Below are 24,415 nucleotides of genomic sequence, written 5' to 3'. Positions count from 1 at the left end.
GATGCCGGACACCACCGCACGGCCCGCCCCGGCCCTGCCGCTCGGCGAGCTGCACGCCTCGCTCCGCGACCCGCTGCTCGACGCGATGAACTTCCTCAACGAGGTCGTCACCCGCTTCCCGCAAGCCGTCTCCTTCGCCCCCGGCCGGCCCTCCGAGGGCGGCTTCGAACCGGACGACCTGGCCCGGCACCTGCGCACGTACACCGCCTACCTGGAGCGGGAACTGGGCTGGTCACCCGACCAGGTGCGCACCCAGCTGTTCCAGTACGGGCGCACCAACGGCATCATCCACGAGCTGATCGCCCGTACGGTCGCCAACGACGAGGGCATCCACGTCCCGCCGCAGGCCGTGGTAGTCACCACCGGCTGCCAGGAGGCGATGCTGCTCACCCTGCGGGCGCTCTTCGCCGCCCCCGAGGACACCCTGCTCGTCAGCTCGCCCTGCTACGTCGGGATCACCGGCGCGGCACGCCTGCTCGGCATCGGCCTGCGGCCCGTTCCGGAAGGCCCCCGGGGCCCCGACCCCGAAGCGGTCCTGGACGCGATCCGCCGGACCCGGGAGGCCGGCGGTCGCCCGCGCGCCCTGTACGTCGTACCCGACTTCGCCAATCCGTCGGGGGCGAGCATGACCCTGGAGGCCCGGGAGCGGCTGCTGGAGATCGCGGCCGAGGAGGACCTGCTGGTCCTGGAGGACGATCCGTACGGCTTCTTCGTCCGCACCGGAACCGCCCGGCCCACGCTCAAGGCGCTCGACCGGGACCGCCGGGTGATCCACCTCGGCTCCTTCGCGAAGACGGCGCTGCCCGGTGCGCGCGTCGGCTACGTCATCGCGGACCAGGAGGTCATCGGGCCCGGGGGCCGGTCCTCGCTGCTCGCCGACGAGCTCTCCAAGATCAAGAGCATGACCACGGTCAACACCTCGGCGATCAGCCAGGCCGTCATCGGCGGACTGCTCATCGAGTCCGGCTGCCGCCTGCGCGAGGCGAACAGCGAGGCCATCGCCTTCTACCGGACCAATCTGGACACCCTGCTCACCGAGTTGGACCGGCACTTCCCCCCGGAGCGCAGACGAGCCCTCGGCATCGACTGGAACGAGCCCGACGGCGGCTTCTTCCTCGTCGTGAACGTCCCGTTCCGCGCCGACCACAAGGCGCTGGAGCACTCCGCCCGGGAATTCGGCGTCCTGTGGACCCCGATGAGCGACTTCTACCTCGACGGCGGAGGCACCCGTCAGCTCCGGCTCTCGTGCAGCGCCCTGCGGCCGGCCGAGATCGTCGACGGCATCGCCCGGCTGGCGGCGTTCCTCGACGAGCGGATCGCCGAGGCGGCCGGCTAGCGGCGCACGACGCGAGGGGGAGGGAGCCGGATCCGGCTCCCTCCCCCTCGCACAGGGCTCATGTCCGGCTCAGGCGCCTATGGCGTGGACCCCGCCGTCGACGTGCACGATCTCACCGGTCGTCTTGGGGAACCACGGCGAGAGCAGGGCGATCACCGCGCGCGCCGTGGGCTCGGTGTCGGAGAGGTCCCAGCCCAGGGGAGCGCGCGTGGTCCACACCTCGCGGAACGTCTCGAAGCCCGGTATGGACTTGGCGGCCATCGTCTTGATCGGCCCGGCCGCGATCAGGTTGCAGCGGATGCCGTGGGGCCCCAGGTCCCGGGCGAGATAGCGCGAGGTCGACTCCAGCGCCGCCTTGGCCACCCCCATCCAGTCGTACGCAGGCCAGGCGACCTGGGCGTCGAAGTCCAGGCCGACGATGGCGCCGCCGCGCTCCTCCATGAGGGGCAGGCAGGCCATGGCCAGGGACTTGAGGGAGTACGCGGACACCTCGACGGCGGTCGCCACCGAATCCCAGCCGGCCGTCAGGAAGTTCCCGCCCAGGGCGTCCTGCGGAGCGAAGGCGATGGAGTGCACCACGCCGTCGAGCCGGGCGTCGGCGCCGGCGCTCTGCCTGATCCGCTCGGCGAGGCTCGCCAGGTGCTCCGGGTTCTGTACGTCGAGTTCGAGCACCGGCGCCGGCTCCGGCAGCCGCTTGGCGATGCGTTCCACCAGGCTCAGGCGTCCGTAGCCCGTCAGCACGACCTCGGCGCCCTGTTCCTGGGCGAGCCTGGCGGTGTGGAAGGCGATCGAGGACTCCATCAGGACCCCGGTCACCAGGATGCGCTTGCCCGCGAGGATGCCGCTCATCGTGCCGTCATCCCGACCTCGTCCTGCTGCTTGCCGCCACCGACGGACACGAAGTCCACCACCTCGCGCACGACCTGGGGCGCGCCGAGGATCCGGCGGTGCCCCAGCCGCTGCGTGGTCACCAGCCGCGCGCGGTCGCCGAAGGCGGCCAGGACGCGCTGCGCCTGCGGCGGGTCGACCATGTCGTCGTGGTCGTCGTGGATCACCAGGACGGGGACGTCCACCCGCTCGGACCCGGCGAACACGGAGAACCGGTGCCAGATGTCCTCCTCGTCCGGGAACATCTCGCGCTCGATGCGGCCCCGCAGCTCGTCCTTGAGTTTGTCGCGCAGCCCCAGCTGCTCGCAGAACTTGTCGACCAGGAAGGCGAACTCGGGTACGGCGCTGATCGATACGACCCGTCGCGTGCGCAGCCCGTGCTGGATCGACAGGAACGTCGCGGTGGCGCCGAGGGAGTGGGCGACGACGGCCTCGAAGTCCCCGTGGTCGTGGTGCAGCCGGGTGAGGATCTTCCGGTATTCGGCGATGTTCGTGGTGCGGCCCGTGGATTCGCCGTGACCGGGCGCGTCGAAGCTGACCGGGCTGTAGCCCAGCTCGACGAGCTCCCCGATGATCTTCGCGAAGCGTGAGGCGCGCGACTCCCAGCCGTGCACGACGAGCACCGGGCGCTCCCCGTCGCCCCACTGGTACGTCACCACGGTCGAGCCGTTGACGTGTAGTTCACCGCGCCGGGCGGTGTCGAACACCGGGGCCTCGTCGGGCCGCGGCCTGCTGCGGCCCTTGGGCAACCGGAACAGGTTGAACGCCCCCCTGCCCGCCAGCTTTCCCGAGGCGTAGGACGTGCCGTTCAGGGCTGCACGTACAACTGCCGTAGAGCGATCCATGTCACGCGCCCTTCTGGTTCTGCCAGGAATGCTGGAGAATCTAGCACGACCGTTCGCGTATATTCATCACGGCGAACCCCTTCCCCGGCCGTGACCTGGAGGCAGCAAGCCGTGTCCCGCCCCATCTGGAGCACCCCCTGGCAGGCCGGGCCCGCGGCGGCGCCCCCCGGCGGCGCGGAGCAGGTGACCGTGAACATCACCGAGTTCACCGCCCACCGCTCGCTGGACTCCGCCAAGGTCTTCGTCGCGGGGGTGATGCTGCGCCGGAGCTGGCCCCGGACGGCCGGCGCCGTCGGCATGTGGCTCTGGATGGAGTCCGGTTCGCTGCGCCCGCGTTCGGGCTCGGTCTCCATCTGGCGCGACCACGCCGGACTGCGGGAGTTCGTCGCCCGACCGGACCACCTGCGGATCGTGCGCGCCTTCCGGGACAAGGGCGAACTGCGCTCCGCCACATGGCAGTCGGCCGAAGCCGGTCCGGACGCGGTCTGGGCTCGCGTCCACCCGGTCCTGGCCGGCGAGGCGCCCTGGCCCGCCGCGGGAGAAGTGCCCGGGGGCGCTGTGGGATCAGAAAAGTAAACGTACGATCGTGCTACTGTCTGAATCGTCAGCACTTCCGTTCCGGAGGATGGCATGACCCTCTCGCCCGGCGCCCAGGACCGCTACCCCGGCCCCAACCAGCGCATCAAGGACGAACTGGACCGTCTGATCGACGAGTACGTCCTCCCGTTCGGTCCAGATCACTCGCAGCGCCCGTCCCACGGGCCCGCCCTGCTCTCCACCGCCCGCCCCGAGGGCCAGAGCACCGGCTGAAAACCCCGCCGAATGGAGCCGCATGGACATCCTGGAGCTCGACCGCACAGCCGTCCTGGAGACCATCCGCCTCCTGGACCACGCCAAGCCCGAGGACTGGGAGCGCCCCACCCCCTGCGCCGGCTGGAACCTCCGCAGCCTCGTGGCACACATGACGGGCCAGCACCACGGCTTCGCGGCCTCCGCCGCGGGCGGCGGCTCGGACCCCGCCGCCTGGCAGGACCGGCCCCTCGGCGACGAGGACGCCCCGGCCGCCTACCGGGCGTCGGCCAGGCTGGTCCTCGCCGCCTTCGCCGAACCGAACGTCCTGACCAGGGAGTTCTCCCTCCCCGAGATCAGCACCGACCTCAGGTTCCCCGCCACCGTCGCGATCGGCTTCCACTTCCTGGACTACGTCGTCCACGGCTGGGACCTGGCCAAGACCCTCGGAGTCGAACTGGACCTGGCCGAGGGGAGCGCGGAGGCCGCGCTGCTCTTCGCGCTGAGGGTCCCCGACGACGAACGGCGCCTGGGCCCCGCGGCCCAGTTCCGGCCCGCCCTGCAGGCCGGCCCCGGAGCGGGATCGCTCGACCTCATCCTCACCGCGCTCGGCCGCTCCCCCGACTGGAGCGCCGCCGCCGCTGCCGTACCGACGAACAGCACCCTTCAGGAGAACGACCGTGATCGCTGACCTCCGAACCAACATCGCCCGCCGGCTCGGCCTCACCGAGGACGAGGTGTTCGACGGCCGCCCGCTGTCGGCCGTCCTCGTCGCCTCGCCGTCGGCCATCAACTCCATCGACCTGCTCGACGCGTTCGCCGGCGCCCTCGCCGACGCGGGACTCGACGACGACGTGGAGCTGCCGACGATGACCCTGGACCACACCGCCGGGGACGTCGTGGCCGCCCTGGCCGGGCAGCTCGACCCCGCCACCTCCTCCTGAACGGAAGGCGCGACCCGTGCTGATCATGACCGACATCGTCAAGGAGCTCCGCGCCGGAGCGACCATCAGCGATGTGCTGCGCGTCCAGCAGAGCTATCACGAGCAGCGCCGATGGGCGACCGACAAGCTGTTCGACGGCCGCCGCCTCGACCGTCCGGGCCCCGGTGACAAGGCCGCCCTGTGGCACGCGGCCCGCGCCGAGCTCACCACCCAGCCCGCCGGCATCCGCCTCGCCGTCGACGGCATCAAGCTCGCCCGCGAGATCCGCGAGTCCAACCCGCTCGGCGCCGACGTCCTGCACGTCGCCGCCGCCTGGTCGGCCCGCTACTGGCTGGAGGAAGAGGCCCACCACGAGGTCGCCTTCGGCCGCCTCATGGAGATGGCCGGGGTCGACCCCATCGGCCACGACGAGGTCGTCGAGCACCGCGGCCCGTTCCCCACCGACAACTACGCCCGCGTCTGCGTGCTCCAGGCCTGCGTGGAGATCGAGGCGTGCGTCTCGTACGGATGGCAGGCCCGCAACACCGAGGACGAGCTGGTCCGCGACGTCTTCCACACGATCATGAAGGACGAGGTGCAGCACCGGCAGTACTTCGTCTCCTTCGCCAAGGCCCTCGTCCAGTCCGGGGTGTACCCCATCAAGGACGTCCTCTCGATGGCCTACACCTGGATCCGCCCCGAAGGCGGCGAGACGTACGGCTCCGCCCGCGAGGCCCAGACCGACCGCGAGGGCTTCGTCAACTGGTGGGAGCGCACGCGCAGCGGCGAGGAGGAGTTCGGGCTCGGCGACAACGCCCTGCACGAGGGCTCCGTCCACTCCAAGAAGCTCAGCAGCGTCTTCGCACTGGTCCGCGAGGCCACCGGGATCCACACCACGTCGTACGAGGACCTCAAGCGTGCCTACTTCGCCAGCCTCCGGACGAACGATGTCGACCGGATTCGATCTGCAGTCCGTCGCGGAGCTGAGAAGGAAGCCGCACTTGCTCGATAGCGGCGCGCTGTTCACCGCCGCCGAACGGGCCCACGCCCGCACCCGCCCCGACCCCTACGCCTCCCTGGCCGGGCTGTTCTCGGCCAAAGAGGCCTGCGTGAAGGCGCTCAGCGCCATGGGCGGAGCACCCGCACACACCTTCCCCGACATCGAGGTGGAGCACGGCCCCGCGGGCCAGCCCCGGATCCGGCCGCACGGCAGCCTCGCCCGGTGGGTGCGCGAGCGCCGCCTCGCCGTCGAACTGTCGATCAGCCACACCGGCGACATGGCCGGCGCCGTCGTCGTACTCCTCGCCCCTCGCCCGGGGGACGGGGAAGAGAAGAGGAGCACGCCCCATGCTGAGTGACGGCACACCGCCCGAACTCGTGGAACACCGGGGCGAGGTAGCCCTGCGGCCCAACGACTTCGACTGGGCCGGCCACCTGAACAACAGCGTCCACCCCCAGCTCCTGGAGACCGGACGCTGGGAATGGGGCCTCGCCAACGGGGTCGACCTGCGCGACAGCACCCTGGTCGCGGTGGTGCTCCAACTCCGGCTCGACTACCTGAAGGCCGTCGACTGGGACCCGGTGGGCCGCCTCTTCGTCCGCACCTCGCTCGCCGGGCAGACCGCGTACAGCTTCACCCTCGCCCAGGACATCGAGCTGCCCGACGGCACGGTCGCCGCCCGCGGCCGGGTACGCCTCGCACTCGTCGACCGGGAGACCAAGGCCATCCACCGCGCCGACCTGCGGACCCTGCTGCGCACCCCGGGACGGGCGGCATGACCGCGCGCACCCTGGGGGAGGCGATCGCCGCACAGGCCGGCCGGCCCGACGCGCACGTCGTCTTCGGCACCTCCGCCCGACGGGAGCGGCTGGGCTACCCCGAGTTCGCCGAACAGATCGCGGCGGCCGCGGGCGGATTCGCCGAACAGGGCGTACGGCCCGGCGACCGGGTGATGATCCGGATCACCAGCACCCGCGAGGGAGTCCTCGCCCTGCTCGGCCTGCTGCACCTGGGAGCGGTGCCGGTCTCCGTCAAACCCAGGGTTCCCGGCGCCATCACCCGGCAGTACTTCGCCATGGTGGCCGAACAGCAGGACACCCGGCACACCTTCAGGATCCCCGGACACGGACTGCGCGAGCTCGACCTCGTACCGCGCCCCGGCCTGGTGCCCGAGCCCCACGCCGGGGATCCGGACGGCCTCGCCTTCGTCCAGTACACCAGCGGCTCCACCGGCATGCCCCGCCCGATCCCGCTCAGCCACCGCGCGGTCCTCGGCAACATCGAGGCCATCCGCGCCGTCGCCGGGATGAAGCAGGGACACGCCGGGCTCATCGCCCTGCCCCTGCACCACGACATGGGCCTGGTCGGGGTACTGACCTCGCTGGTCCACGGCATCGACCTGGTCGTCGAGGACCCCGGCACCTTCCTGCGCAGACCCATGGCGGCCCTCCAGCTGCTGCGCGACGCCGAGAGCGTCCACAGCGCGCTGCCCGACTTCATGCTGCGCTACCTCGCCGCACGGATCGGCGAAGCGACCGCGCAGGGCGGCGCTCCCGGCGACCCGGAACTCTTCCGGGCCTGGCGCACCGTCTTCTGCGGTGCGGAGCCCATCCGCAGACGGTCCGTCGACACCTTCCTGGCCGCGGTCCGGCCCTGGGGATTCGACCCGGCCTCACTGGTCTTCTGCTACGGGCTCGCCGAAGCCGCCCTCATGGTCACCGCACACCGCTACGTGGACCCCGCCACCAGCTTTGCCGCCGACGGAGCCGTCGACACGGCCTGCCTCGGCACCCCCGTACCCGGCCTCGACCTGCGCATCGTCGACGAATCGGGGCTCGGCTGCCCCGAGGGCACGACCGGGGCGGTCCAGCTGCGAGGAGCCACCCTCTTCGACGGCTACGACGGGGCCACCGACCACCGCACCACCTGGTTCGACACCGGAGACCTGGGGCGCCTGCGCTCCGGCCGGCTCCATCTGAGCGGCCGGCGCGGCGACCGGATCACCGTCAACGGCGTCAACGTGTTCGCCACCGACATCGAACAGGTGGTGACGACCCTCGACACGGTCGCCGAGGGCGTGGTCCTGCCGCACGGCGAGTCGTTCGCCGTGCTCGTCGTGGGCGAACGGGCGCGGGCGGTCGACACCGAGCAGGTCGCGACCCGCATCGCCACCGACTTCGGCCTCTCGCCCCACTGCGTCCTCGAAGTCCCGCACAGCGCGATCACCCGTACGGCCAGCGGCAAACCCGCCCGTACCCACATGGCTGAACAGTTCGAGAAGGGACTGCTATGACTGCCACGACCCTCGACGGCACGGGCGGGCGCATCGGAATCGCCATCGCGTCCGGAATGCTCAAGGGAGTCTTCGGACACGGCGTGCTGTCCGCGTTCGAGGAGCGCGGACTGCGCGCGCAGGTGTACGGAACCGCCTCCTCGGCCGTCCTGTCCGGCGGACTCGCCGCGGTGGGACAGGCCCGCGCGACGGGAGTGGACTACTGGCGCAAGGCCGCCGAGGGAGCCGCCGGCCGGGGCATGAGCCACGTGGTGCTCAGCAGCATCGCGCAGTACGGCCCGACCCTGCGGGAAGGCCTCTTCCGGGCCGGGGCCCCCGAGTTCCTGCTGGCCACCAGCAAGGTCACCACCCCCGAAGCCGCCGAGCTCACCCAGGGACCGGGGGCGAAGGACCTCGGCAAGCAGCTGCTGCGGAACATCTTCACCGGGGACCGCGCCTGGGTCGAGGAGAACCTCTCCGCCACCGTGTTCTCCTCGCGGGTGTCCTCCGCGCGCCCCGACACCCCGGACGGGCAGCCCCGGCTGACGCCCGACAACTTCGACGCCGTGTCCTACGCCTCCACCCGCATGCTGCACGCCTGGGCCGTGCCGGCCGAGGTCGACGGCGAGGCCTACGTCGACGCCTCCTACACCTGCGCCTGCCCGGCACGCGAGGTCGCGGCGACCGGCGTGAGCACCCTGATCGCCATCGGCGCCGACCCCTTCCCCCTCTTCCGCGACATCTACGCCTCCGAGGAGATCGTCGACGGCTCCACCCTCGGCCGGGCCACGGTCCACGTGATCAAACCGGAGGAGGACCTCAAGCTCCTGGGCGTCGACTACGCGGCGGCCACCCCCGAGGGCCTGGCCGCCGCCTACGAACGCGGACTCGCCGCCGGGCACCGCTTCCTCGACCGGAACGCCGGCGCCCTGCCCACGGAGCGCGGGACGGCCCCGCTCACAGCCTGACGTACGCGGCCACGGGCCGGTGGTCGCTGCCCGTCCCGGGCAGCGACCAGATCCGGGTGACGGCCGCCGACCGGGCCAGGACCTGGTCGATCCGGGCCACCGGGAAGGACGCTGGCCAGCTGAACGCGAAACCCGGGCCCGGCGCCGTCATGCGCGCGGTGACCGGAGCCAGACCCCGGTCGTCCACCGTGCCGTTCAGGTCCCCGAGCAGGATCACCCGCTCCAGCGGCTCGGCCGCGAGCGCCGCACCGAGCAGCCCCGCGCTCTCGTCCCTGCGTACGGAACCGAACCCGTGCGGGCCCAGCCGCAAGGACGGCAGGTGCGCCACGTACACGGCGACGTCCCCCAGCGGAGTCCTGGCCGTCGCCCGCAGCCCGCGGTTCCAGTCCGGCCCCACCCCGGCGGGCCGGATGTCCACCGCACGCGCGTCCGCCAACGGGTACTTCGACCACAGCCCGACGGTGCCGACCGTCGTGTGGTGGGGATGGCCGGCGGCCAGGACGGCCTCGTACGAAGGCAGCGCGGCAGGGGTCAGCTCCTCCAGCGCGATCAGATCCGCCCCCGTCGAGGCCAGCGCCCTCGCGGTAGCCGCCGGATCCGGGTTCTCGTCGCTGACGTTGTGCTGCACCGCGACCAGAGCGCGGCCCTGCCCCGCACCCGGCAGCAGCAGACCGCCGAACAGCCCGAGCCAGGCCGCGACCGGCAGCAGCACGGCGAACGAGGCGACGGCCGACCGGCGCAGCACCGCCGCCCCCAGCAGCACCGGGATCAGCAGCCCGAGCCAGGGCAGGAAGGTCTCCAGCGCACTGCCCGGCCGCCCGGCCGTGTTGGGCACCAGACCGTGCAGGGCCAGCAGGCCGCCGAGCAGCACGGCCGCCCCGGCCGTCACCCGCCCGCCGCCGGCCCACGCCCTCCCCGTCACCCGGCGCTCAAACCCGCGCCTCGGCCCGGAACCCGGCCAGCCACTCCAGCATCGCGTCGGCCGACTCCGCCGGCAGCTCCTCGCGCGGCGGCAGGTACGGCACGTAGCGCGGCCTGCCGGCGCCCGGCCTCCGTCAGCTCGCTCTCGTCGGGCGACGCCTCACCGTGCCGGGCGAGATGGAGGAAGCGGGTCGCTGCTGTGCCCATGTGCTCGTGCCCCCAAGTCCAAGATCGTGCCGACGCCTGAAGGACGCCCCGGCCCCGCCCCGTGGTTCCGCGGCCCCCGACCGGCGACGGATCCGCCGGCGAGGCCTCACCCGACAGCCCCTATGTCCGCCGGGCTACTCGCCCTTCGCGTCCACTTCCTCGGCCGGGCAGACGGTGTGTGCGTCCGGGAGCTGCCCGGTCACCAGGAAGTGGTTGACGTGCCGCTGCACGCAGGCGGAGTGGGGGTAGCCGGTGTGGCCGTGGCCCTCGTAGTCGACGATCGCGGCCGAGCCGAGCCGGCGGGCCGTCTCCTCGGTCCAGGGGTACGGGGTCGCGGGGTCGTTGCGGACGCCGACCAGGAGCATCGGCGGGGCACCGGGGTGGTCGATGTTCGCGATGAACTCGTCGGCCGGGGGCCGGCCGTGGCAGAGTTCGATCTCCGACAGCTCGCCCCGACCGAAGATCGGGGACGCCTTCTGGAACTCCGGCAGGAGCGCGTCCAGCTTCCGCTGGAGCGCCTCGGCGTCGCCCCGTACCCCGCGGTCGGTGTAGTCGGAGCAGTTCACGACCGTCAGGGCCGCGCCTTCGTTGTCCTCCTCGGGCTTGGCGCGCTCCGCGAGGATCGTGAGGTCCTCGTTACGCTCCAGCCCGCCCAGGCCGTCTGCGAGCTCCGGCCAGTCGCGGGTCCGGTACAGGTCGTTCTCGATGGCGAAGGCCAGCGACTGGCCGTTGAACTCCGTGCCGTCCTTCGTGGTCAGCGGCGCCTTGTCCAGCTCGGCGACCAGCCCTTCGGCCTTCTCCAGTGCCTTCCGCGGGTCCATGCCCGCGTACACGCAGCCCGGCTGCTTCGTGCACCAGTCGAGGAAGCCCTCGAAGGCGAGCTGCTGGCCCTTCACCACGTCCATGGCCTGTTCGGCCAGGGGTCCGGAGAGGGTGTCGACCCCGTCGAGCACCATCCGCCCGACGTGCTGCGGGAACCGGGCGGCGTAGGCGGCGCCGATCCGGGTGCCGTAGGAGGCTCCCAGGTAGTTGAGGTCCGCTTCGCCCAGCGCCGCGCGCAGTACGTCCATGTCGCGGGTGACGTCGACCGTGCCGACGTGGTGCAGGATCGGGCCGGTGCGGCTCTCGCAGGCGCGGTTCGCCTTCTCGGCGGCGTTCAGCAGCTGGTCGGCCTTCATGTACTCCGTGCCGACGAGCGGGAGGGCGCCGCCGCAGCTGATCGGGGCACTGGCGGCGATGCCGCGGGGGTCGAAGCCGACCATGTCGTACGACTTGGCCAGCTCCCGCCAGCGGTCGAAGCGGGTGGACGTGCCCGCGGCGCCGCTCTGTCCGGGACCGCCGTAGTTGAGCACCAGCGAGCCCAGCCGGTCCGGACCGGTGGCCGGGATCCGGGCCAGGGCGAGCGCGATGGTGCCCTGGTCGGGGTGGGCGTAGTCGAGGGGGACCTTGAGCGTCCCGCACTGCATGGACGCGCGGTAGGTGCCGGGGCACGGGCCCCAGGCGATCTTCTGCTGGTAGAACCCGGCGAGCCGGGGGTCGTCCGGCGCCGGTGGCGGTGTGGTGGCCCCGAGGGCCGCGGCGGTCAGGGCCGCGGCGCACAACAGTGTCGCGCATCGCATGGCACGCTCCGAGGGATCTCCCCTTCTCCCACCATTGTGTGACTGAGCGGTTCAGCTGGCCAGTGCGACCAGCCGGCCGCTCAGTCCACGCAGGGGTGGCGATCAGGAGAAGGCGAGCACGACGCAGCCGTCCCTACCCCGGGTCCATTCCGCGTCGGCGACCCCGGGTCGGCCACGCGACGTCATCGATGGCGAGCCACGGCGCAGCGGCTACGGCGGTGGGTGTCACCCCGGCCGCAGCCTCTCCTCCACTCGCCCGGCGTCGCGGCCCCAGACGTCCTCCAGGGAGACCACCGTCCCGCTGAGGTCGGTCGATGCGCCGAGCACCGCAACCGCCAGGACCGGTGACAACCGGATCTGGAGGCACTCGATCCTCCCGGCCGCCGGCCGCCGGTCTCCGAGCCGAAGGTCGCCCGGTGCCAGTCCAACGACCACGCTGCCGCATTCGCGCCGGCCGTGGGCGTCGTAGACAAGGCCGTCTCCGTCGCTCAGGTCCACGAACAGAGTGACCGAGGGGTGCGCGACCATGGCGATATCCACGGGTGCCGGGGCACGTTGGCGGAACCCAGCCATGCCGACTCCCGGCAGCCGGCCCGGCTGCCGGGGCACGGCGACCTCCACCGACGCCCAGTCAGGTGGTGATTCGGTGGACTTCACGGCATCAGGCTAGGCGATGGGTGTCAGCGGCTCGTCGCCGCGAAGCGCAGCAGCAACTCGCCGGTCTCCTCCGGCGCTTCGAGCATGGGGAAGTGACCGACGTCGGGCAGCTGCTCGACTCGCGCGTTCGGCACCGTGTCGTAGCGGTGCGCCGAAGACGGATCCCAGCGGCGGTCGGCAGCGCCGAAGATCACCAGAACAGGGACGTCGAGTGCGGTCAGGCGCGCGGGTACGCTCCTCTCTGCGATGTACGCGCCGTTCTCGCGCAGCACCGTCCTGAACGTGCGGTAGCCGATGCCCCGTACGTCGGCTACCAGGTCGTCCGGCACGTCCACCGGGCGGTTGCACACCGCGGTCACCCCCCGGCGGAGCATCGTGTCGGAACGGACCCTCCACAGAAGCGGGCCGAGCGGCGGGTCGATCAGGACCTGAAGGAGGACGGGCTGGGGAAGGAGCGCGTCGGGACTCGGGCCACTGCTGATCAGTGCGAGCGAGCCCACCAGGTCCGGGCGCCGTTCGGCGAGGGCGGTGGCGATGTATCCGCCGCTGGAGTGCCCGGCCACGGTGACCGCACGAAGGCCGAGCTCATCGAGCGCCACGGCCAGGCTGGCTGCCTGCTCAGGCACGCCGTAGGACGGCGCGGGCGGGGACTGACCGTGGCCCGGGAGGTCGATCCGGATGACGTGACACCGGCTGGCCAGTGCCGGCACGACCGGGCCCCAGGAGCTGCCCGAGGCCCCCGATCCGTGGATGAGCACGAGCGGCGGCGCCTCCCGCGGGCCGTCGTGGACCACGTGCAACCCGTGCACGTGCTTACCGCCGTGGATACCCATACAGGGGAGGATGCCGGGGCTGCCGGCCCTCGGTCTTGTACAAATGTCGTCACGGGGCCGACGATCGCCAGGACTTCCGTCTCCACGACGAGCGGGACCTCCGCGAAAGCCTGATGGCGATTCTTAAATCGGCCAGGGCCGCTCGCCCCGCCACTCCGGGGACGTTGCCGAGCTCACCAGACTGCTCGCGCCCGGCAACGTCCGACCTTTGCGGCGGTCAGGCAGTATTGGAGCGGGTAGAGGTGATCACAACGGATGTGTAGGGCATGGTGGCGTGGCCGCCGAGCATGTCGATCGCAGTGCCGGCGCTGTCCAGGACCTTCGCCATTTTGTCTGCGGGGAGCTGGGTGAGGCCGCCGAAGGTGGGGAGTTGGTCGAGCCACTCCTCTCGGGAGTAGGTGCGCTCCCAGGCGAAGCGCCATTGTTCCGGCTCGCTGAACCTGCCCGTCTGCCGGATCCCGTCGGCGATTCTCGCGAACAGCGGCTGGTACGCGTCCACGGCCGATCCTCTCAGCAGGCCGGGGTTGAACGGGGAATCGGGGGCGACCCGGTGGAGTACTTCAGCGAGGGCGTCGATCACCTCGGCCGGGAGCTGGGGGACGTGGTGGAAGGGGGCGAGTCGGCCGCCGGGCCGGAGCACCTGGGCAGCCTTGGCCGCGCCGGCGACGGGGTCCACCCAGTGCCAGGCGGTGCCGGCGATGACCGCGTCGAACTGCCGCCCGGCCGGCTGCCAGTCCTCGAACCTGGCGGCCTCGACCTCGACACGGCTGCGTCGCGCGAAGGCGGCCATCCGTTCGTCGGGCTCGACAGCGAGCACCGTGCACCCGGCCGCCTGGAATTGCCGGGCCTCGATGCCGGTCCCGGCTCCGACGTCGAGGACGTGCCGACCGGGGCTTGCCGCCACGATCCTGTCCACCAGGGCCTGGGGATACGGCGGTCGGGCGCGGTCGTAGCGTTCGGCGTCCACACCGAACGACTCGGCCGTCTGCCGGTGGCGGTGGGGCTCGGGTCCAGACTTGTCCGGCTGTCCCTGCGATAAAGTGGGCATGCGCCCACACTAATGGGCGGTTGCCCACTTGTTAAGGCTGGGTCGGCACGGAAAGGGGAGACAATGCCGTCAGGGGTGCACATCCACAACGTGCGCGGCCAGTTGTTCGAAGCCGCTGAGCGCGTCCTGCTTCGGGACGGGCCCGACGCGTTGACCAGCCGGGCGGTCACGCAGGAGGCGAACTGCGCCAAGGGCGTGCTGCACCGGCACTTCACCGACTTCGACGCCTTCCTGGCGGAACTGGTCCTCGACCGCATCCGCGGCATCGAGGACCGAACCACGACCCTGCGCGCCGCCGCTGGCACCGGGAGCGTGGTGGACAACCTCGCCGACGCGCTACAGGACCTGTTCCGGCCGGTCACGGTGGCAATCGTCGCGCTCATCACCTTCCGCGACGGCCTCCGCGCCCGGCTGCGCGAGACCGGGCCGGCCGGCATCCCACTGGCCGTGCAAGGCACCGCCATGATCGCCGCCTACCTCACCGCCGAGCGGGAGTTGGGGCGCCTGGCCGGCGACGCCGACATCGACACGCTCGCCCCCACCCTCGTCGGGGCCGGGCACCTGCTGTTCGCCGACCGGACAAGCGCCCCACCGCAGTCCGCCGCCATCCAGAAGATGGTGACCACCGTCATCGCCGGCGCCTTGTGACCACCCCGATCGTGACCTGAGCGCTCGGGTTGCACGTCGCCCCGCCCGTGCTCCCGCCCGCTGCTGCCGGTGCCGGCGTGGATGGAGGGGCGGGGGTGGATGCCGGCGCCGACGACCGCGTCGGCCTTGACGGACTGCGAAGATGCCGCCGTCGACCACATAGAAGATCGCGTGGCGAACACCGCTCCACTGCCGGCTTGATGGGGCTAGCCAGCTCCTTGCACGTCAACGGCCCGGCCGCGTCGCCCAGGACCGTCACGGCCCGCTGATACTCCGGCGACAGCACCGAGACCGGAAGTCCCTTCCGCCACGACGGCACCACCGACCCCGGAACCGGAACCGCATCCAGCACCCGGTCCGCCTCCTGCGGCAGGACCTCGACCCGCTGAGCAGCAGCCCGTTCACCCTCTTCCGACAGCCCGATCACCGACGGCATCCCGAACCTCCACGACCGCACCAATACGACGACCTGCCTACCACCGAGACCACGGCACTATGTCTGACCGGCGAAAACACGGCGATCAAGGACGGAAAGACAACAGCTGTCAACGCCGGCCACGGGGCAGAACCCGATCCTTGAGCCGTACAGGCTCACCCAGCCAAATCCAGCCCCGCCGGCGATTGAGGCGCGGGGCACGGGGCGGAGCCCCGGCAGGGGGCGCGGGCAGGACAGGCGGGAGCGGCTCGGCGGCGGGACAATGGCGGCATGCGTACGCTCCGCGCACTCGGGGCGGCCGGTGCTGCACTGGTGCTGGCGGGAACAGGGCTGGCCACGGCCGCCCCCAGCCCGGCCACGGCCGCCCCCAGCCCGCCCCCCGCCCCCAAGCCGCAGCTCACCGACGCCCAGATCGACAAGGCCGTGGGCCGCCTCGATCAGACCATCACCGACCTGATGCGCCGCACCGGCGTCCCCGGCCTCTCCGTGGCCGTCGTCCACGACGACGAGGTGGTCCACCTCAAGGGCTTCGGCGTCCGCCGTACCGGCGAGCCCGCCAAGGTCGGCCCCGACACCGTCTTCCAGATCGCCTCCGTCTCCAAGCCCGTCTCCTCCACCGTCATCGCCGGCGCCTTCACCACCCCCGACGAGTGGGACCGTCACGTCACCCTCCCCGGCTTCGCCTTCAAGGACCCCTGGGTCACCGACCACGTCACGACCGCCGACCTGTTCTCCCACCGCAGCGGCCTGCCCGACCACGCCGGCGACCTCCTCGAAGACCTCGGCTACGACCAGTCGTACATCTTCGACCACCTGCGCCTGGAGCCCCTCACCCCCTTCCGCGCGAGCTACGCCTACACCAACTCCGGCCTCACCGCCGCCGCCGAGGCCGTCGCCCGCGCCAAGGGCACCACCTGGCAGAAGCTCAGCGCGGACACCCTCTTCAAGCCCGCCGGCATGACCCACACCAGCACCGAGTTCTCCGCCTACGTCAACGCCCCCGACCACGCGGCCACCCACGTCAAGAACCCGGACGGCACCTGGAGCCCCCGCTACGTTCGCGACCCGGACGCCCAAGCCCCCGCCGGCGGCGTCAGTTCCACCGCCCGCGACATGTCCCGCTGGCTGCGGCTCCAACTGGCCGACGGCACCCTCGACGGCAAGCGGATCATCCCCGCCGCCACGCTCGCCCGCACGCACGTTCCCCAGATCGTCTCTCAGCCGCCCACCTCCCCCTCCGGCCGCGCCGGCTTCTACGGCCTCGGCTGGAACGTGTCCTACGACGACTCCGGCCGGCTGCGCCTGAGCCACTCCGGCGCCTTCGAACTCGGTACCAACGCCAACGTCACGATGCTCCCCCTGGAGAAGCTCGGCATCGTCGTCCTCACCAACGGCGCCCCCGTCGGCCTGGCCGACGCCGTCGCCCTCGATTTCTTCGACGTCGCCCAGCACGGCAAGGCCACGACCGACTGGCTTCCCCTGCTCGCGTCCGTCTACGCGAAGGAGATCGACAACGCCCGGTCCCCCACCGACTACGCCCACCCGCCCGCCTCTGCCAAGCCCGCCAAGGACAGCGCCGCCTACACCGGAACCTACGACAACCCGTACTACGGCAAGGCGACCGTAACGGCCGACAACAAGGGCACGCTGACCCTCGCCCTCGGCCCCAAGCCGATGCTCTTCCCGCTCACCCACTACGACGGCGACACCTTCAGCTTCGAGACCACCGGCGAGATGGCGGCCGGCCGCACCGGCGTGACCTTCGCAGACGGCACGGTCCGCGTCGAGTCCCTCGATGCGAACCACCTGGGCACCTTCACCGAGCAGTAGGCCGCATGGCCAGTCCCGGATGAGACGCAGAGCCCAGCCACCCCCCTCAATCAGCGATGGTTGGGGCTCAGCAGCGTGGCGGCCGCGGCGATGAAGGTGACGGCTGCTTCCTTGGCCGCATGCCGCCGGGCGTCCAGCTCGGTCCGGTCGACGACCCTGCGCAGCGCGTACGTGGCGTCTGCGGCCTGCTGGGCGGGGCCGGCCAGCTCAGGGACCAGGACCTGAAGGCGGATGTGGGGCGCGGTGATTGCCGCCCGGGTGTCGTGGGACCTCGTCTGGGCCTCCAGCTGGTGCTCGGTGCCTGCCTCGGTCAGGGCCAGACGCTCCCGATGGAACATCGCCGAGCGGTGCGCGTCCAGGGCGGCCGCGAAGTCGGTGACGGCGCCGAGCTGGTCCTGGCGGTGGCTTTCGGCGCGCTCCTCGGCGCGGGCAGTGCGTGCCGAACGGTGCTGGAGGAGTCCGGCGGTCAGGGCACCGGCGAGGGTACCGAGTACGGCAACGATCGAAGGCCATATGGACATCGGGTATCGGGTCCTCTCGGGCAGACGGAGCGCCTCCGGCGGTGACCAACGAACGCTTCCGGCTCTCGGCGACGAAGCCAGACCATCGTCGGCGGTGCGACAGGGCTCTGCTGTCGGGAGAGCTTATGCGCCGAGCGTGACGGGGCCGAGGCCGAACGGCAGGTGGCAGAGGAATCCTCTGCCCACTCCGGTCAGGTACCTGATCCGCAGCGGCTCACGGTGCGGCCCCGCAGCGATGCGGAGGGCGGCATTCGCGCTGGAAATCGAACACATGCTTGAATTAGTGAATGGCACGTACCTTCTTCCCCGAGGACCTGGTGGATCTCCAGGTCAGGTGGCTGCGCACCTACCAGGACCTGGCCCGGCGGCCCGCCGGCGCCGGCACGACGGCGTTGCGCCGCCGCCTGATCGTGCTGTCCTGCCGGATCGCCGCCCACCCCTACTGGGCGCGACCGGGCCGGTCGGCCGCCGGGCTGGTCGAGCTCCGCCGGATCGCGCGGGCCCGCAGCTGGGTGGCGGCGGCATGAGCGGCGCCTGCCAGGAGCCCGACCGGGCCGGCGCCCCGGGCGCGGACCCCGGACGACGGCGGCGCGCGGCGGCGCCGCGTCTGGTCGTGCATCCGCCCGACCGCGACGGACGGCGCCAGGTGCGCTACGACGGACGGAGCCTGGGCACCGCGTACCGGTACAGCGACATAGCGGTCTTCCTCTCCGCCGCGGGCATGGAGAACGCGGAGGACACCGACCTCACCGACCCCGAGTTCGTGGAATGGCGCGGCGGTGGCCCCGAGGAATGGACCCGGTCGTAGGCCGCGCCGCCCTCGTCCTGACTCCCCAGGGGTGACTCCGGGTGGCGCGGGGGCGCAAACGGTCCAACCGGAGGTGTAGGGGAGGTCGCGCAGGGCGACACATGGCGCTGGACACCCGCTGGGTCAGTTCTGGGTCAGTTCTGGGTGAGTTCTGGGACCAAGGAGGCGCTCGATGCGCGGAGCCGGCCGGGCCCGGTGGGTCGTATGCGCGGTGGCCGTGGCCCTCGCGGCGACGGCCTGCGGCGGTGGAGGCAGCGGCGGGGGCGGCGGTGGCGGGGGCGCCGACATCGTCAGCACCTCCTGGGGCGACCCCCAGAGCCCGCTGGAGCCGGGCAACACCAACGAATCGCAGGGTGGCAAGGTCCTCGACATGGTCTTCCGGGGTCTCCGGCGCTACGACCCGAAGACCGGCGAGGCCAAGAACGTGCTCGCCGAGAAGATCGAGACGACCGACGGCCGGAACTTCACCATCACCGTCAAGGACGGCTGGACCTTCAGCAACGGCGAACCCGTGACTTCGAGGTCCTTCGTCGACGCCTGGAACTACGCGGCCGACGTGCGCAACCGGCAGAAGAGCAGCGCGCACTTCAAGGACATCGTCGGTTACGACGATCTGCACCCGGCCACGGGCGAGCCCAAGGCCGGCGCCACGGCCATGTCCGGGCTGGTCGTCAAGGACCCGAAGACCTTCACGGTGGCCCTCAAGCAGAAGTACACCACCTGGCCGCAGACCCTCGGCTACCAGAGCTTCCTCCCCCTGCCCAAGGCCTTCTTCACCGACCACGCCGGCTGGCTGGCCAAGCCCGTCGGCAACGGCCCGTACACGGTGGACTCGTACGCCAAGGGCGCCGCGCTGAAGCTGCGCAGGTGGGACGGCTACCCGGGGGAGGACAAGGCGCAGAACGGCGGCGTGGACCTCAAGGTCTACACCGACAGCAACACCGCGTACACGGACCTGATCGCCGGGAACCTCGACCTCGTCGACGAAATCCCGGGACCGCAGCTGAAGAACGTCAAGAAGGACCTCGGTGACCGGTACATCAGCCAGCCCGCCCTAGGCATCCAGACCCTCACCTTCCCGCTGTACGACCCCCGGTGGAACAAGCCCGGGATGGAGAAGGTCCGCAAGGGCATCGGGATGGCGATCAACCGCGACGAGATCACCGGGCAGATCTTCCACGGCACCCGCACCCCCGCCAAGGACTGGACCGCCCAGGCCCTCGGCTCCGCCGGCGGCTTCTCCGACGACGTCTGCGGCGAGATCTGTACGTACGACCCCACCGAGGCCAAGCGCCTCATCCAGGAGGGCGGCGGCCTGCCCGGCGGCCGGATGACGCTGACCTCGAACGTGGACGCCGGCTCGCACCGGGAGTGGATGGACGCGGTCTGCAACAGCATCAACAACACCCTGGGCGAGGGCCCGGTCTGCACCGTCAACCCGATCGGCACCTTCGCCGAGTTCCGCGACCAGATCTCCGGGCACCGGATGACCGGCCCCTTCCGCTCCGGCTGGTACGCCGACTACCCGTACATCCAGGACTTCCTGGAGGATCCCTTCCGCAGCGACGGCTCCGCCAACGACGCGCAGTTCAGCGACCCGGACTTCGACCGCCTCGTCGAAGCGGCCCACAGGGAAGCCGACACCGCCCGGGCCACCGGTCTGTTCATCGACGCCGAGAAGGTCCTCGCCAAGGAAGTGCCGGCCATTCCGCTCTGGTACCAGAACGGAACGGCCGGATATGCGCAGCGCCTCTCGAACGTGACGCTCAACCCGTTCGGCGTGCCGGTCTACGAACGGATCACGGTCGGTTCGCGTCCGTCGTGAGCGAGGCCTGCGGGCCGGCCAGGTCCACGCGCCGAGCAGGGCCTACGCGCCCGCCCCGACGTACGCCGCGAGGTGCCGGCCCGTGAGGGTGGTGCGGGCGGCGACGAGATCGGCGGGCGTGCCCTCGAAGACGACCCGGCCGCCCTCGTGCCCGGCGCCGGGGCCGAGGTCGATGATCCAGTCGGCGTGCGCCATGACCGCCTGGTGGTGCTCGACGACGATGACCGACTTCCCGGCGTCGACGAGCCGGTCGAGCAGCCCGAGCAGATGCTCGACGTCGGCGAGGTGGAGCCCTGCGGTCGGCTCGTCGAGGACGTAGACCCCGCCCTTCTCGTTCATGTGCGTGGCCAGCTTGAGCCGCTGCCGCTCGCCGCCGGACAGCGTGGTGAGCGGCTGGCCGAGGCTGAGGTAGCCGAGCCCGACGTCGGCGAGCCGGCCGAGGATGCGGTGCGCGGCCGGCGTGTGCGCCTCGCCCGCGCCGAAGAACTCCTCGGCCTCGGACACCGACATCGCGAGCACCTCGCTGATGTCGCGGCCCCCGAGGTGGTAGTCCAGTACCGATGCCAGGTACCGCTTCCCCTCGCACGCCTCGCAGGGGGTGGCGACCCCCGCCATCATCGCCAGGTCGGTGTAGATGACGCCGGCGCCGTTGCACTCGGGGCAGGCGCCCTCGGAGTTGGCGCTGAACAGCGCCGTCTTGACGCCGTTGGCCTTCGCGAACGCCTTGCGGATCGGGTCGAGCAGTCCGGTGTACGTCGCCGGGTTGCTCCGCCGGGAACCGCGGATCGCGCCCTGGTCGATCGACACCACGTCCTCGCCGGCCGGGATGCTCGCGTGCACCAGTGAGCTCTTGCCGGAGCCGGCGACGCCGGTGACGACGGTGAGCACCCCGAGCGGGATGTCCACGTCGACCTCGCGCAGGTTGTGCGCCGTCGCGCCGCGGATCTCCAGCGTGCCGGAGGGCGTCCGCACCTTCTCCTTGACGGAGACCCGGTCGTCGAAATGGCGGCCGGTGACGGTGCCGGCGGCCCGCAGCCCCTCGACCGTGCCCTCGAAGCAGACGGTCCCGCCCGCCGCACCCGCCCCGGGGCCGAGGTCGACGACGTGGTCGGCGATCGCGATCGTCTCCGGCTTGTGCTCCACCACGAGCACCGTGTTGCCCTTGTCGCGCAGCCGCAGCAGCAGGTCGTTCATCCGCTGGATGTCGTGCGGGTGCAGACCGGTGGTGGGCTCGTCGAAGACGTACGTGACGTCGGTGAGCGAGGAGCCGAGGTGGCGGATCATCTTGACGCGCTGCGCCTCGCCGCCCGACAGCGTGCCCGACGCCCGGTCGAGCGCGAGGTAGCCGAGCCCGATCTCCACGAACGAGTCGAGGGTCCGCCGCAGCGTCGCGAGCAGCGGCGCCACCGAGGGCTCGTCCAGGCCCCGGACCCATTCGGCCAGGTCGCTGATCTGCATCGCGCACGCGTCCGCGATGCTGATCCTGCCGATCCGCGAGGACCGGGCGCCCTCGCCGAGCCGGGTCCCGTCGCACTCCGGGCAGGTGGCGAAGGTGACCGCCCGCTCCACGAACGCCCGGATGTGCGGTTGCATCGCCTCCTTGTCCTTCGACAGGAACGACTTCTGGATCTTGGGGATCAGCCCCTCGTAGGTGAGGTTCACACCCTCGACCTTGACCTTGGTCGGCTCCCGGTACAGGAAGTCCTGCATCTCCCTCTTGGTGTACTTGCGGATCGGCTTGTCCGGGTCGAGCAGACCCGACTCGGCGTAGACCCGCACCGTCCAGAAGCTGTCCGACTTCCACCCGGGGATGGTGAACGCGCCCTCGGCGAGCGACTTGGAGTCGTCGTAGAGCTGGGTGAGGTCGATGTCGGAGACCGAGCCCCGGCCCTCGCAGCGCGTACACATGCCGCCCGTGCGGTTGAAGGTCGCCTTCACCGTCTTCTTGGCACCGCGCTCGACGGTGATCGCACCGCTCGCCCGGACCGACGCGACGTTGAAGGCGTACGCGCTGGGCGGGCCGATGTGCGGTTCGCCGAGCCGGCTGAAGAGGATGCGCAGCATCGCGTTCGCGTCGGTGGCGGTGCCGACCGTGGAGCGCAGGTCGCCGCCCATCCGCTGCTGGTCGACGATGATCGCGGTCGTCAGCCCTTCGAGCACGTCGACCTCGGGCCGCGCGAGCGTCGGCATGAAGCCCTGTACGAAGGCGCTGTACGTCTCGTTGATCAGCCGCTGCGACTCCGCGGCGATCGTGTCGAACACCAGCGAGCTCTTGCCCGAGCCGGAGACACCGGTGAAGACCGTGAGCTGGCGCTTGGGGATCTCGACGCTGACGTCCTTGAGGTTGTTCTCGCGGGCGCCGTGCACGCGGATCAGATCGCGTCCCTCGGCATGGTGCCGCGCGGGCGACTGCGTGCCGGTCCTCTTGGCCATGCTCATCGTTTCTCCATCTGTGAGGCGGGGCCGCACTCGCGGTCTCCCTCGGCGTCGCCCAGCTCGAACGGATCGGTTCCGAGCAGTATGTCTGCTCCCCCCGCGTCGCCGCGGTCGCGGCGGCGGCGCACTGCGATCAGGCTAGGTCCGGCTTCCCGGCCCGTGCTTCTCCGTTCCTGACCGGTCCGGGCACCTGCCCGCGCGCCGCGGGGCGGTATCCCCGTCGCCCCTCCGGAGCGGGGGGCGATGTGGGAAGCTGGGCGGGTGAAACGGCAGAACCTCGACGACCTCGTCCGGCTTCGGCGGGCCCGGGACCGGATGGACCGCGAGTACGCCGAGCCCCTCGACGTACAGGCTCTGGCGGACGACGCCCTGATGTCGTCGGGCCACTTCTCCCGCAGCTTCCGCGCGGCCTTCGGCGAGACGCCGTACAGCTACCTGATGACGCGCCGCATCGAGCGGGCCAAAGCACTGCTGCGCCGCGGCGACCTCTCGGTGACCGATGTCTGCTTCGCGGTCGGCTGCACCTCGCTGGGATCGTTCAGCTCGCGCTTCACCCAGCTGGTCGGCGAGACCCCGAGCGCCTACCGGGCCCGCAGCCACGAGGACGGCGCCGCCATCCCGGCCTGTATGGCCAAGATCCACACGCGGCCGGTCAAGAGCGGAGGAGCGAGCACCGCCGCCCGGCCGTAGCGTGAACGGCATGGACATCAAGCTCTCCCAGTGCTTCATCGCCGTCGACGACCACGACAAGGCGATCGCCTTCTACCGCGATGTCCTCGGCCTCGAGGTACGCAACGACGTCGGGTTCGAGGGCATGCGCTGGGTCACCGTAGGGGCGCCCTCCCAGCCGGACGTGAGCATCGTCCTGGAACCGCCCCTCGCCGACCCGAACGCCTCTCCGGCCGACAGACAGACCATGGCGGAACTGATGGCCAAGGGCCTGCTGCGCGGCGTCATCTTCACCACAGACGACTGCGACGCCACCTTCGAGCGCATCAGCGCCGCGGGCGGCGAGGTGCTGCAGGAGCCGACGGACCAGTTCTACGGCGTCCGCGACTGCGCCTTCCGCGACCCCGCCGGCAACCTGCTGCGCTTCAACCAGCCCCTCGCGAAGTGAGCACCCGGCGGACCTGCCAGCGCCCCTCAGGCGGAAGGGGTCAGTGAGGCCACGTACGGATGGTCCCGGTCGACGGGGCCGAGGGACGCCGCGCCGCCCGGAGAGCCGATCTCGTCGAAGAACTCCACGTTGGCCTTGTAGTAGTCCTTCCACTCCTCCGGTACGTCGTCCTCGTAGAAGATGGCCTCGACCGGGCAGACCGGCTCACACGCACCGCAGTCCACGCACTCGTCCGGGTGGATGTACAAGGACCGCTTGCCCTCGTAGATGCAGTCGACGGGGCACTCTTCGATGCAGGCCTTGTCCTTGACGTCGACACAAGGCTCCGCGATCACATACGTCATGAGTTGATTCCAAGGTTGAAGGGGTGGCGACGGGCCGGGTCAGATGCCGGCTGCGGCGCGCAGGGCGTCCACGCGGTCGGTGCGCTCCCAGGTGAAGTCCGGCAGCTCGCGGCCGAAGTGGCCGTAGGCGGCGGTCTGCGCGTA

The 24,415-nt window shown here is 71.3% G+C and carries 26 protein-coding genes and 2 pseudogenes; 17 read left to right on the top strand and 11 right to left on the bottom strand.

Features of this window, described 5'->3' with window-relative positions:
- The first annotated feature begins 1 nt into the window (after position 1).
- Positions 2 to 1,336 (top strand): aminotransferase-like domain-containing protein, encoded by a 1,335-nt coding sequence (locus ACZ4TG_RS36775; RefSeq protein ID WP_468172306.1) that lies wholly within the window; start codon positions 2 to 4, stop codon positions 1,334 to 1,336.
- 69 nt (positions 1,337 to 1,405) lie between these two features.
- Here ACZ4TG_RS36775 and fabI read toward each other — a convergent pair whose 3' ends face one another.
- On the bottom strand, positions 1,406 to 2,185 hold the full coding sequence (gene fabI, locus ACZ4TG_RS36770; protein ID WP_468172303.1) for an enoyl-ACP reductase FabI: 780 nt from the start codon (positions 2,183 to 2,185) through the stop codon (positions 1,406 to 1,408).
- Positions 2,182 to 3,069 carry an alpha/beta fold hydrolase gene (locus ACZ4TG_RS36765; RefSeq protein ID WP_468172300.1) on the bottom strand — a complete coding sequence of 296 codons (888 nt, stop codon included), beginning with the start codon at positions 3,067 to 3,069 and terminating at the stop codon, positions 2,182 to 2,184. The genes fabI and ACZ4TG_RS36765 overlap by 4 nt, the downstream gene beginning before the upstream one ends.
- Positions 3,070 to 3,180: 111 nt before the next feature.
- Between ACZ4TG_RS36765 and ACZ4TG_RS36760 the strand changes: the two genes are divergently transcribed.
- Genes ACZ4TG_RS36760 through ACZ4TG_RS36720 form a run of 9 tightly spaced genes read left to right on the top strand, consistent with a single transcriptional unit; the run spans position 3,181 to position 9,021 of the window.
- Positions 3,181 to 3,645, top strand: coding sequence for a hypothetical protein (locus ACZ4TG_RS36760; RefSeq protein WP_468172297.1), 465 nt, complete (start codon positions 3,181 to 3,183; stop codon positions 3,643 to 3,645).
- A 54-nt stretch (positions 3,646 to 3,699) separates the two neighbouring features.
- A complete protein-coding gene (locus ACZ4TG_RS36755) occupies positions 3,700 to 3,879 on the top strand; it encodes a hypothetical protein (protein ID WP_468172294.1) in 180 nt (59 codons plus the stop codon).
- 22 nt (positions 3,880 to 3,901) lie between these two features.
- Positions 3,902 to 4,549, top strand: coding sequence for a TIGR03086 family metal-binding protein (locus ACZ4TG_RS36750; protein ID WP_468172291.1), 648 nt, complete (start codon positions 3,902 to 3,904; stop codon positions 4,547 to 4,549).
- Positions 4,539 to 4,802: a hypothetical protein gene (locus tag ACZ4TG_RS36745; protein WP_468172288.1), complete on the top strand. Its 264-nt coding sequence runs from the start codon at positions 4,539 to 4,541 to the stop codon at positions 4,800 to 4,802. Before ACZ4TG_RS36750 ends, ACZ4TG_RS36745 begins: the two co-directional genes overlap by 11 nt.
- A 16-nt stretch (positions 4,803 to 4,818) precedes the next feature.
- Complete coding sequence (locus ACZ4TG_RS36740) at positions 4,819 to 5,793, top strand: ferritin-like domain-containing protein (protein WP_468172285.1); 975 nt, start codon at positions 4,819 to 4,821, stop codon at positions 5,791 to 5,793.
- Complete coding sequence (locus ACZ4TG_RS36735) at positions 5,783 to 6,139, top strand: holo-ACP synthase (protein ID WP_468172282.1); 357 nt, start codon at positions 5,783 to 5,785, stop codon at positions 6,137 to 6,139. The genes ACZ4TG_RS36740 and ACZ4TG_RS36735 overlap by 11 nt, the downstream gene beginning before the upstream one ends.
- Positions 6,129 to 6,560: an acyl-CoA thioesterase gene (locus ACZ4TG_RS36730; RefSeq protein ID WP_468172279.1), complete on the top strand. Its 432-nt coding sequence runs from the start codon at positions 6,129 to 6,131 to the stop codon at positions 6,558 to 6,560. The genes ACZ4TG_RS36735 and ACZ4TG_RS36730 overlap by 11 nt, the downstream gene beginning before the upstream one ends.
- Entirely contained in the window at positions 6,557 to 8,074 is a 1,518-nt protein-coding gene (locus ACZ4TG_RS36725; RefSeq protein ID WP_468172276.1) for an AMP-binding protein, read from the top strand. The genes ACZ4TG_RS36730 and ACZ4TG_RS36725 overlap by 4 nt, the downstream gene beginning before the upstream one ends.
- The gene (locus ACZ4TG_RS36720; RefSeq protein WP_468172273.1) at positions 8,071 to 9,021 is read left to right on the top strand and encodes a hypothetical protein; all 951 of its coding nucleotides are present in this window, start codon (positions 8,071 to 8,073) and stop codon (positions 9,019 to 9,021) included. Before ACZ4TG_RS36725 ends, ACZ4TG_RS36720 begins: the two co-directional genes overlap by 4 nt.
- Here ACZ4TG_RS36720 and ACZ4TG_RS36715 read toward each other — a convergent pair.
- The 6 genes and pseudogenes from ACZ4TG_RS36715 to ACZ4TG_RS36690 all read right to left on the bottom strand — a co-directional run bounded on the left by ACZ4TG_RS36715 (position 9,011) and on the right by ACZ4TG_RS36690 (position 14,306).
- Entirely contained in the window at positions 9,011 to 9,943 is a 933-nt protein-coding gene (locus ACZ4TG_RS36715) for an endonuclease/exonuclease/phosphatase family protein (RefSeq protein ID WP_468172270.1), read from the bottom strand. The two genes, ACZ4TG_RS36720 and ACZ4TG_RS36715, sit on opposite strands and share 11 nt — an antisense overlap.
- Before the next feature lie 13 nt (positions 9,944 to 9,956).
- Positions 9,957 to 10,149 (bottom strand): annotated as a pseudogene (locus ACZ4TG_RS36710) (histidine phosphatase family protein); the annotation flags it as partial.
- 134 nt (positions 10,150 to 10,283) lie between these two features.
- Positions 10,284 to 11,768, bottom strand: a complete 1,485-nt coding sequence (locus ACZ4TG_RS36705; RefSeq protein WP_468172267.1) for an alpha/beta hydrolase — start codon at positions 11,766 to 11,768, stop codon at positions 10,284 to 10,286.
- A 234-nt stretch (positions 11,769 to 12,002) separates the two neighbouring features.
- Positions 12,003 to 12,341: pseudogene (locus ACZ4TG_RS36700) on the bottom strand (AraC family transcriptional regulator); the annotation flags it as partial.
- Between the two features lie 107 nt (positions 12,342 to 12,448).
- On the bottom strand, positions 12,449 to 13,258 hold the full coding sequence (locus ACZ4TG_RS36695) for an alpha/beta fold hydrolase (RefSeq protein ID WP_468172264.1): 810 nt from the start codon (positions 13,256 to 13,258) through the stop codon (positions 12,449 to 12,451).
- Between the two features lie 217 nt (positions 13,259 to 13,475).
- Positions 13,476 to 14,306, bottom strand: coding sequence for a class I SAM-dependent methyltransferase (locus ACZ4TG_RS36690; RefSeq protein WP_468172261.1), 831 nt, complete (start codon positions 14,304 to 14,306; stop codon positions 13,476 to 13,478).
- Positions 14,307 to 14,369: 63 nt separating this feature from the next.
- On the opposite strand from ACZ4TG_RS36690, the gene ACZ4TG_RS36685 reads away from it, so the two are divergent.
- Entirely contained in the window at positions 14,370 to 14,954 is a 585-nt protein-coding gene (locus tag ACZ4TG_RS36685) for a TetR/AcrR family transcriptional regulator (protein WP_468172258.1), read from the top strand.
- A gap of 706 nt (positions 14,955 to 15,660) precedes the next feature.
- Positions 15,661 to 17,220 (top strand): serine hydrolase, encoded by a 1,560-nt coding sequence (locus ACZ4TG_RS36680; protein WP_468172255.1) that lies wholly within the window; start codon positions 15,661 to 15,663, stop codon positions 17,218 to 17,220.
- Positions 17,221 to 17,270: 50 nt separating this feature from the next.
- On the opposite strand, the gene ACZ4TG_RS36675 is transcribed toward ACZ4TG_RS36680, so the two are convergent.
- Positions 17,271 to 17,741: a hypothetical protein gene (locus ACZ4TG_RS36675; protein ID WP_468172252.1), complete on the bottom strand. Its 471-nt coding sequence runs from the start codon at positions 17,739 to 17,741 to the stop codon at positions 17,271 to 17,273.
- 287 nt (positions 17,742 to 18,028) lie between these two features.
- Here ACZ4TG_RS36675 and ACZ4TG_RS36670 point away from each other — a divergent pair, with 287 nt between their 5' ends.
- The 3 genes from ACZ4TG_RS36670 (at position 18,029) to ACZ4TG_RS36660 (ending at position 20,374) form a co-directional block, all read left to right on the top strand.
- Positions 18,029 to 18,268: a hypothetical protein gene (locus tag ACZ4TG_RS36670; protein ID WP_468172249.1), complete on the top strand. Its 240-nt coding sequence runs from the start codon at positions 18,029 to 18,031 to the stop codon at positions 18,266 to 18,268.
- Complete coding sequence (locus tag ACZ4TG_RS36665) at positions 18,265 to 18,549, top strand: hypothetical protein (RefSeq protein ID WP_468172246.1); 285 nt, start codon at positions 18,265 to 18,267, stop codon at positions 18,547 to 18,549. Before ACZ4TG_RS36670 ends, ACZ4TG_RS36665 begins: the two co-directional genes overlap by 4 nt.
- A gap of 172 nt (positions 18,550 to 18,721) precedes the next feature.
- Positions 18,722 to 20,374 (top strand): peptide ABC transporter substrate-binding protein, encoded by a 1,653-nt coding sequence (locus tag ACZ4TG_RS36660; RefSeq protein ID WP_468172243.1) that lies wholly within the window; start codon positions 18,722 to 18,724, stop codon positions 20,372 to 20,374.
- Positions 20,375 to 20,416: 42 nt separating this feature from the next.
- Here ACZ4TG_RS36660 and ACZ4TG_RS36655 read toward each other — a convergent pair whose 3' ends face one another.
- Complete coding sequence (locus ACZ4TG_RS36655) at positions 20,417 to 22,813, bottom strand: ATP-binding cassette domain-containing protein (RefSeq protein ID WP_468172240.1); 2,397 nt, start codon at positions 22,811 to 22,813, stop codon at positions 20,417 to 20,419.
- Between the two features lie 240 nt (positions 22,814 to 23,053).
- On the opposite strand from ACZ4TG_RS36655, the gene ACZ4TG_RS36650 reads away from it, so the two are divergent.
- On the top strand, positions 23,054 to 23,500 hold the full coding sequence (locus ACZ4TG_RS36650) for a helix-turn-helix transcriptional regulator (RefSeq protein WP_468172237.1): 447 nt from the start codon (positions 23,054 to 23,056) through the stop codon (positions 23,498 to 23,500).
- Positions 23,501 to 23,510: 10 nt separating this feature from the next.
- Positions 23,511 to 23,927, top strand: coding sequence for a VOC family protein (locus ACZ4TG_RS36645; protein ID WP_468172234.1), 417 nt, complete (start codon positions 23,511 to 23,513; stop codon positions 23,925 to 23,927).
- Positions 23,928 to 23,953: 26 nt separating this feature from the next.
- Here ACZ4TG_RS36645 and fdxA read toward each other — a convergent pair whose 3' ends face one another.
- On the bottom strand, positions 23,954 to 24,271 hold the full coding sequence (gene fdxA / locus ACZ4TG_RS36640; protein WP_468172231.1) for a ferredoxin: 318 nt from the start codon (positions 24,269 to 24,271) through the stop codon (positions 23,954 to 23,956).
- Between the last annotated feature and the right edge of the window lie 144 nt (positions 24,272 to 24,415).

The sequence above is a fragment of the Streptomyces sp. NPDC028314 genome, assembly GCF_055565795.1.
Note: the sequence above shows the minus strand (reverse complement) of the source record. Positions and strands in the feature narration are given on the sequence as shown.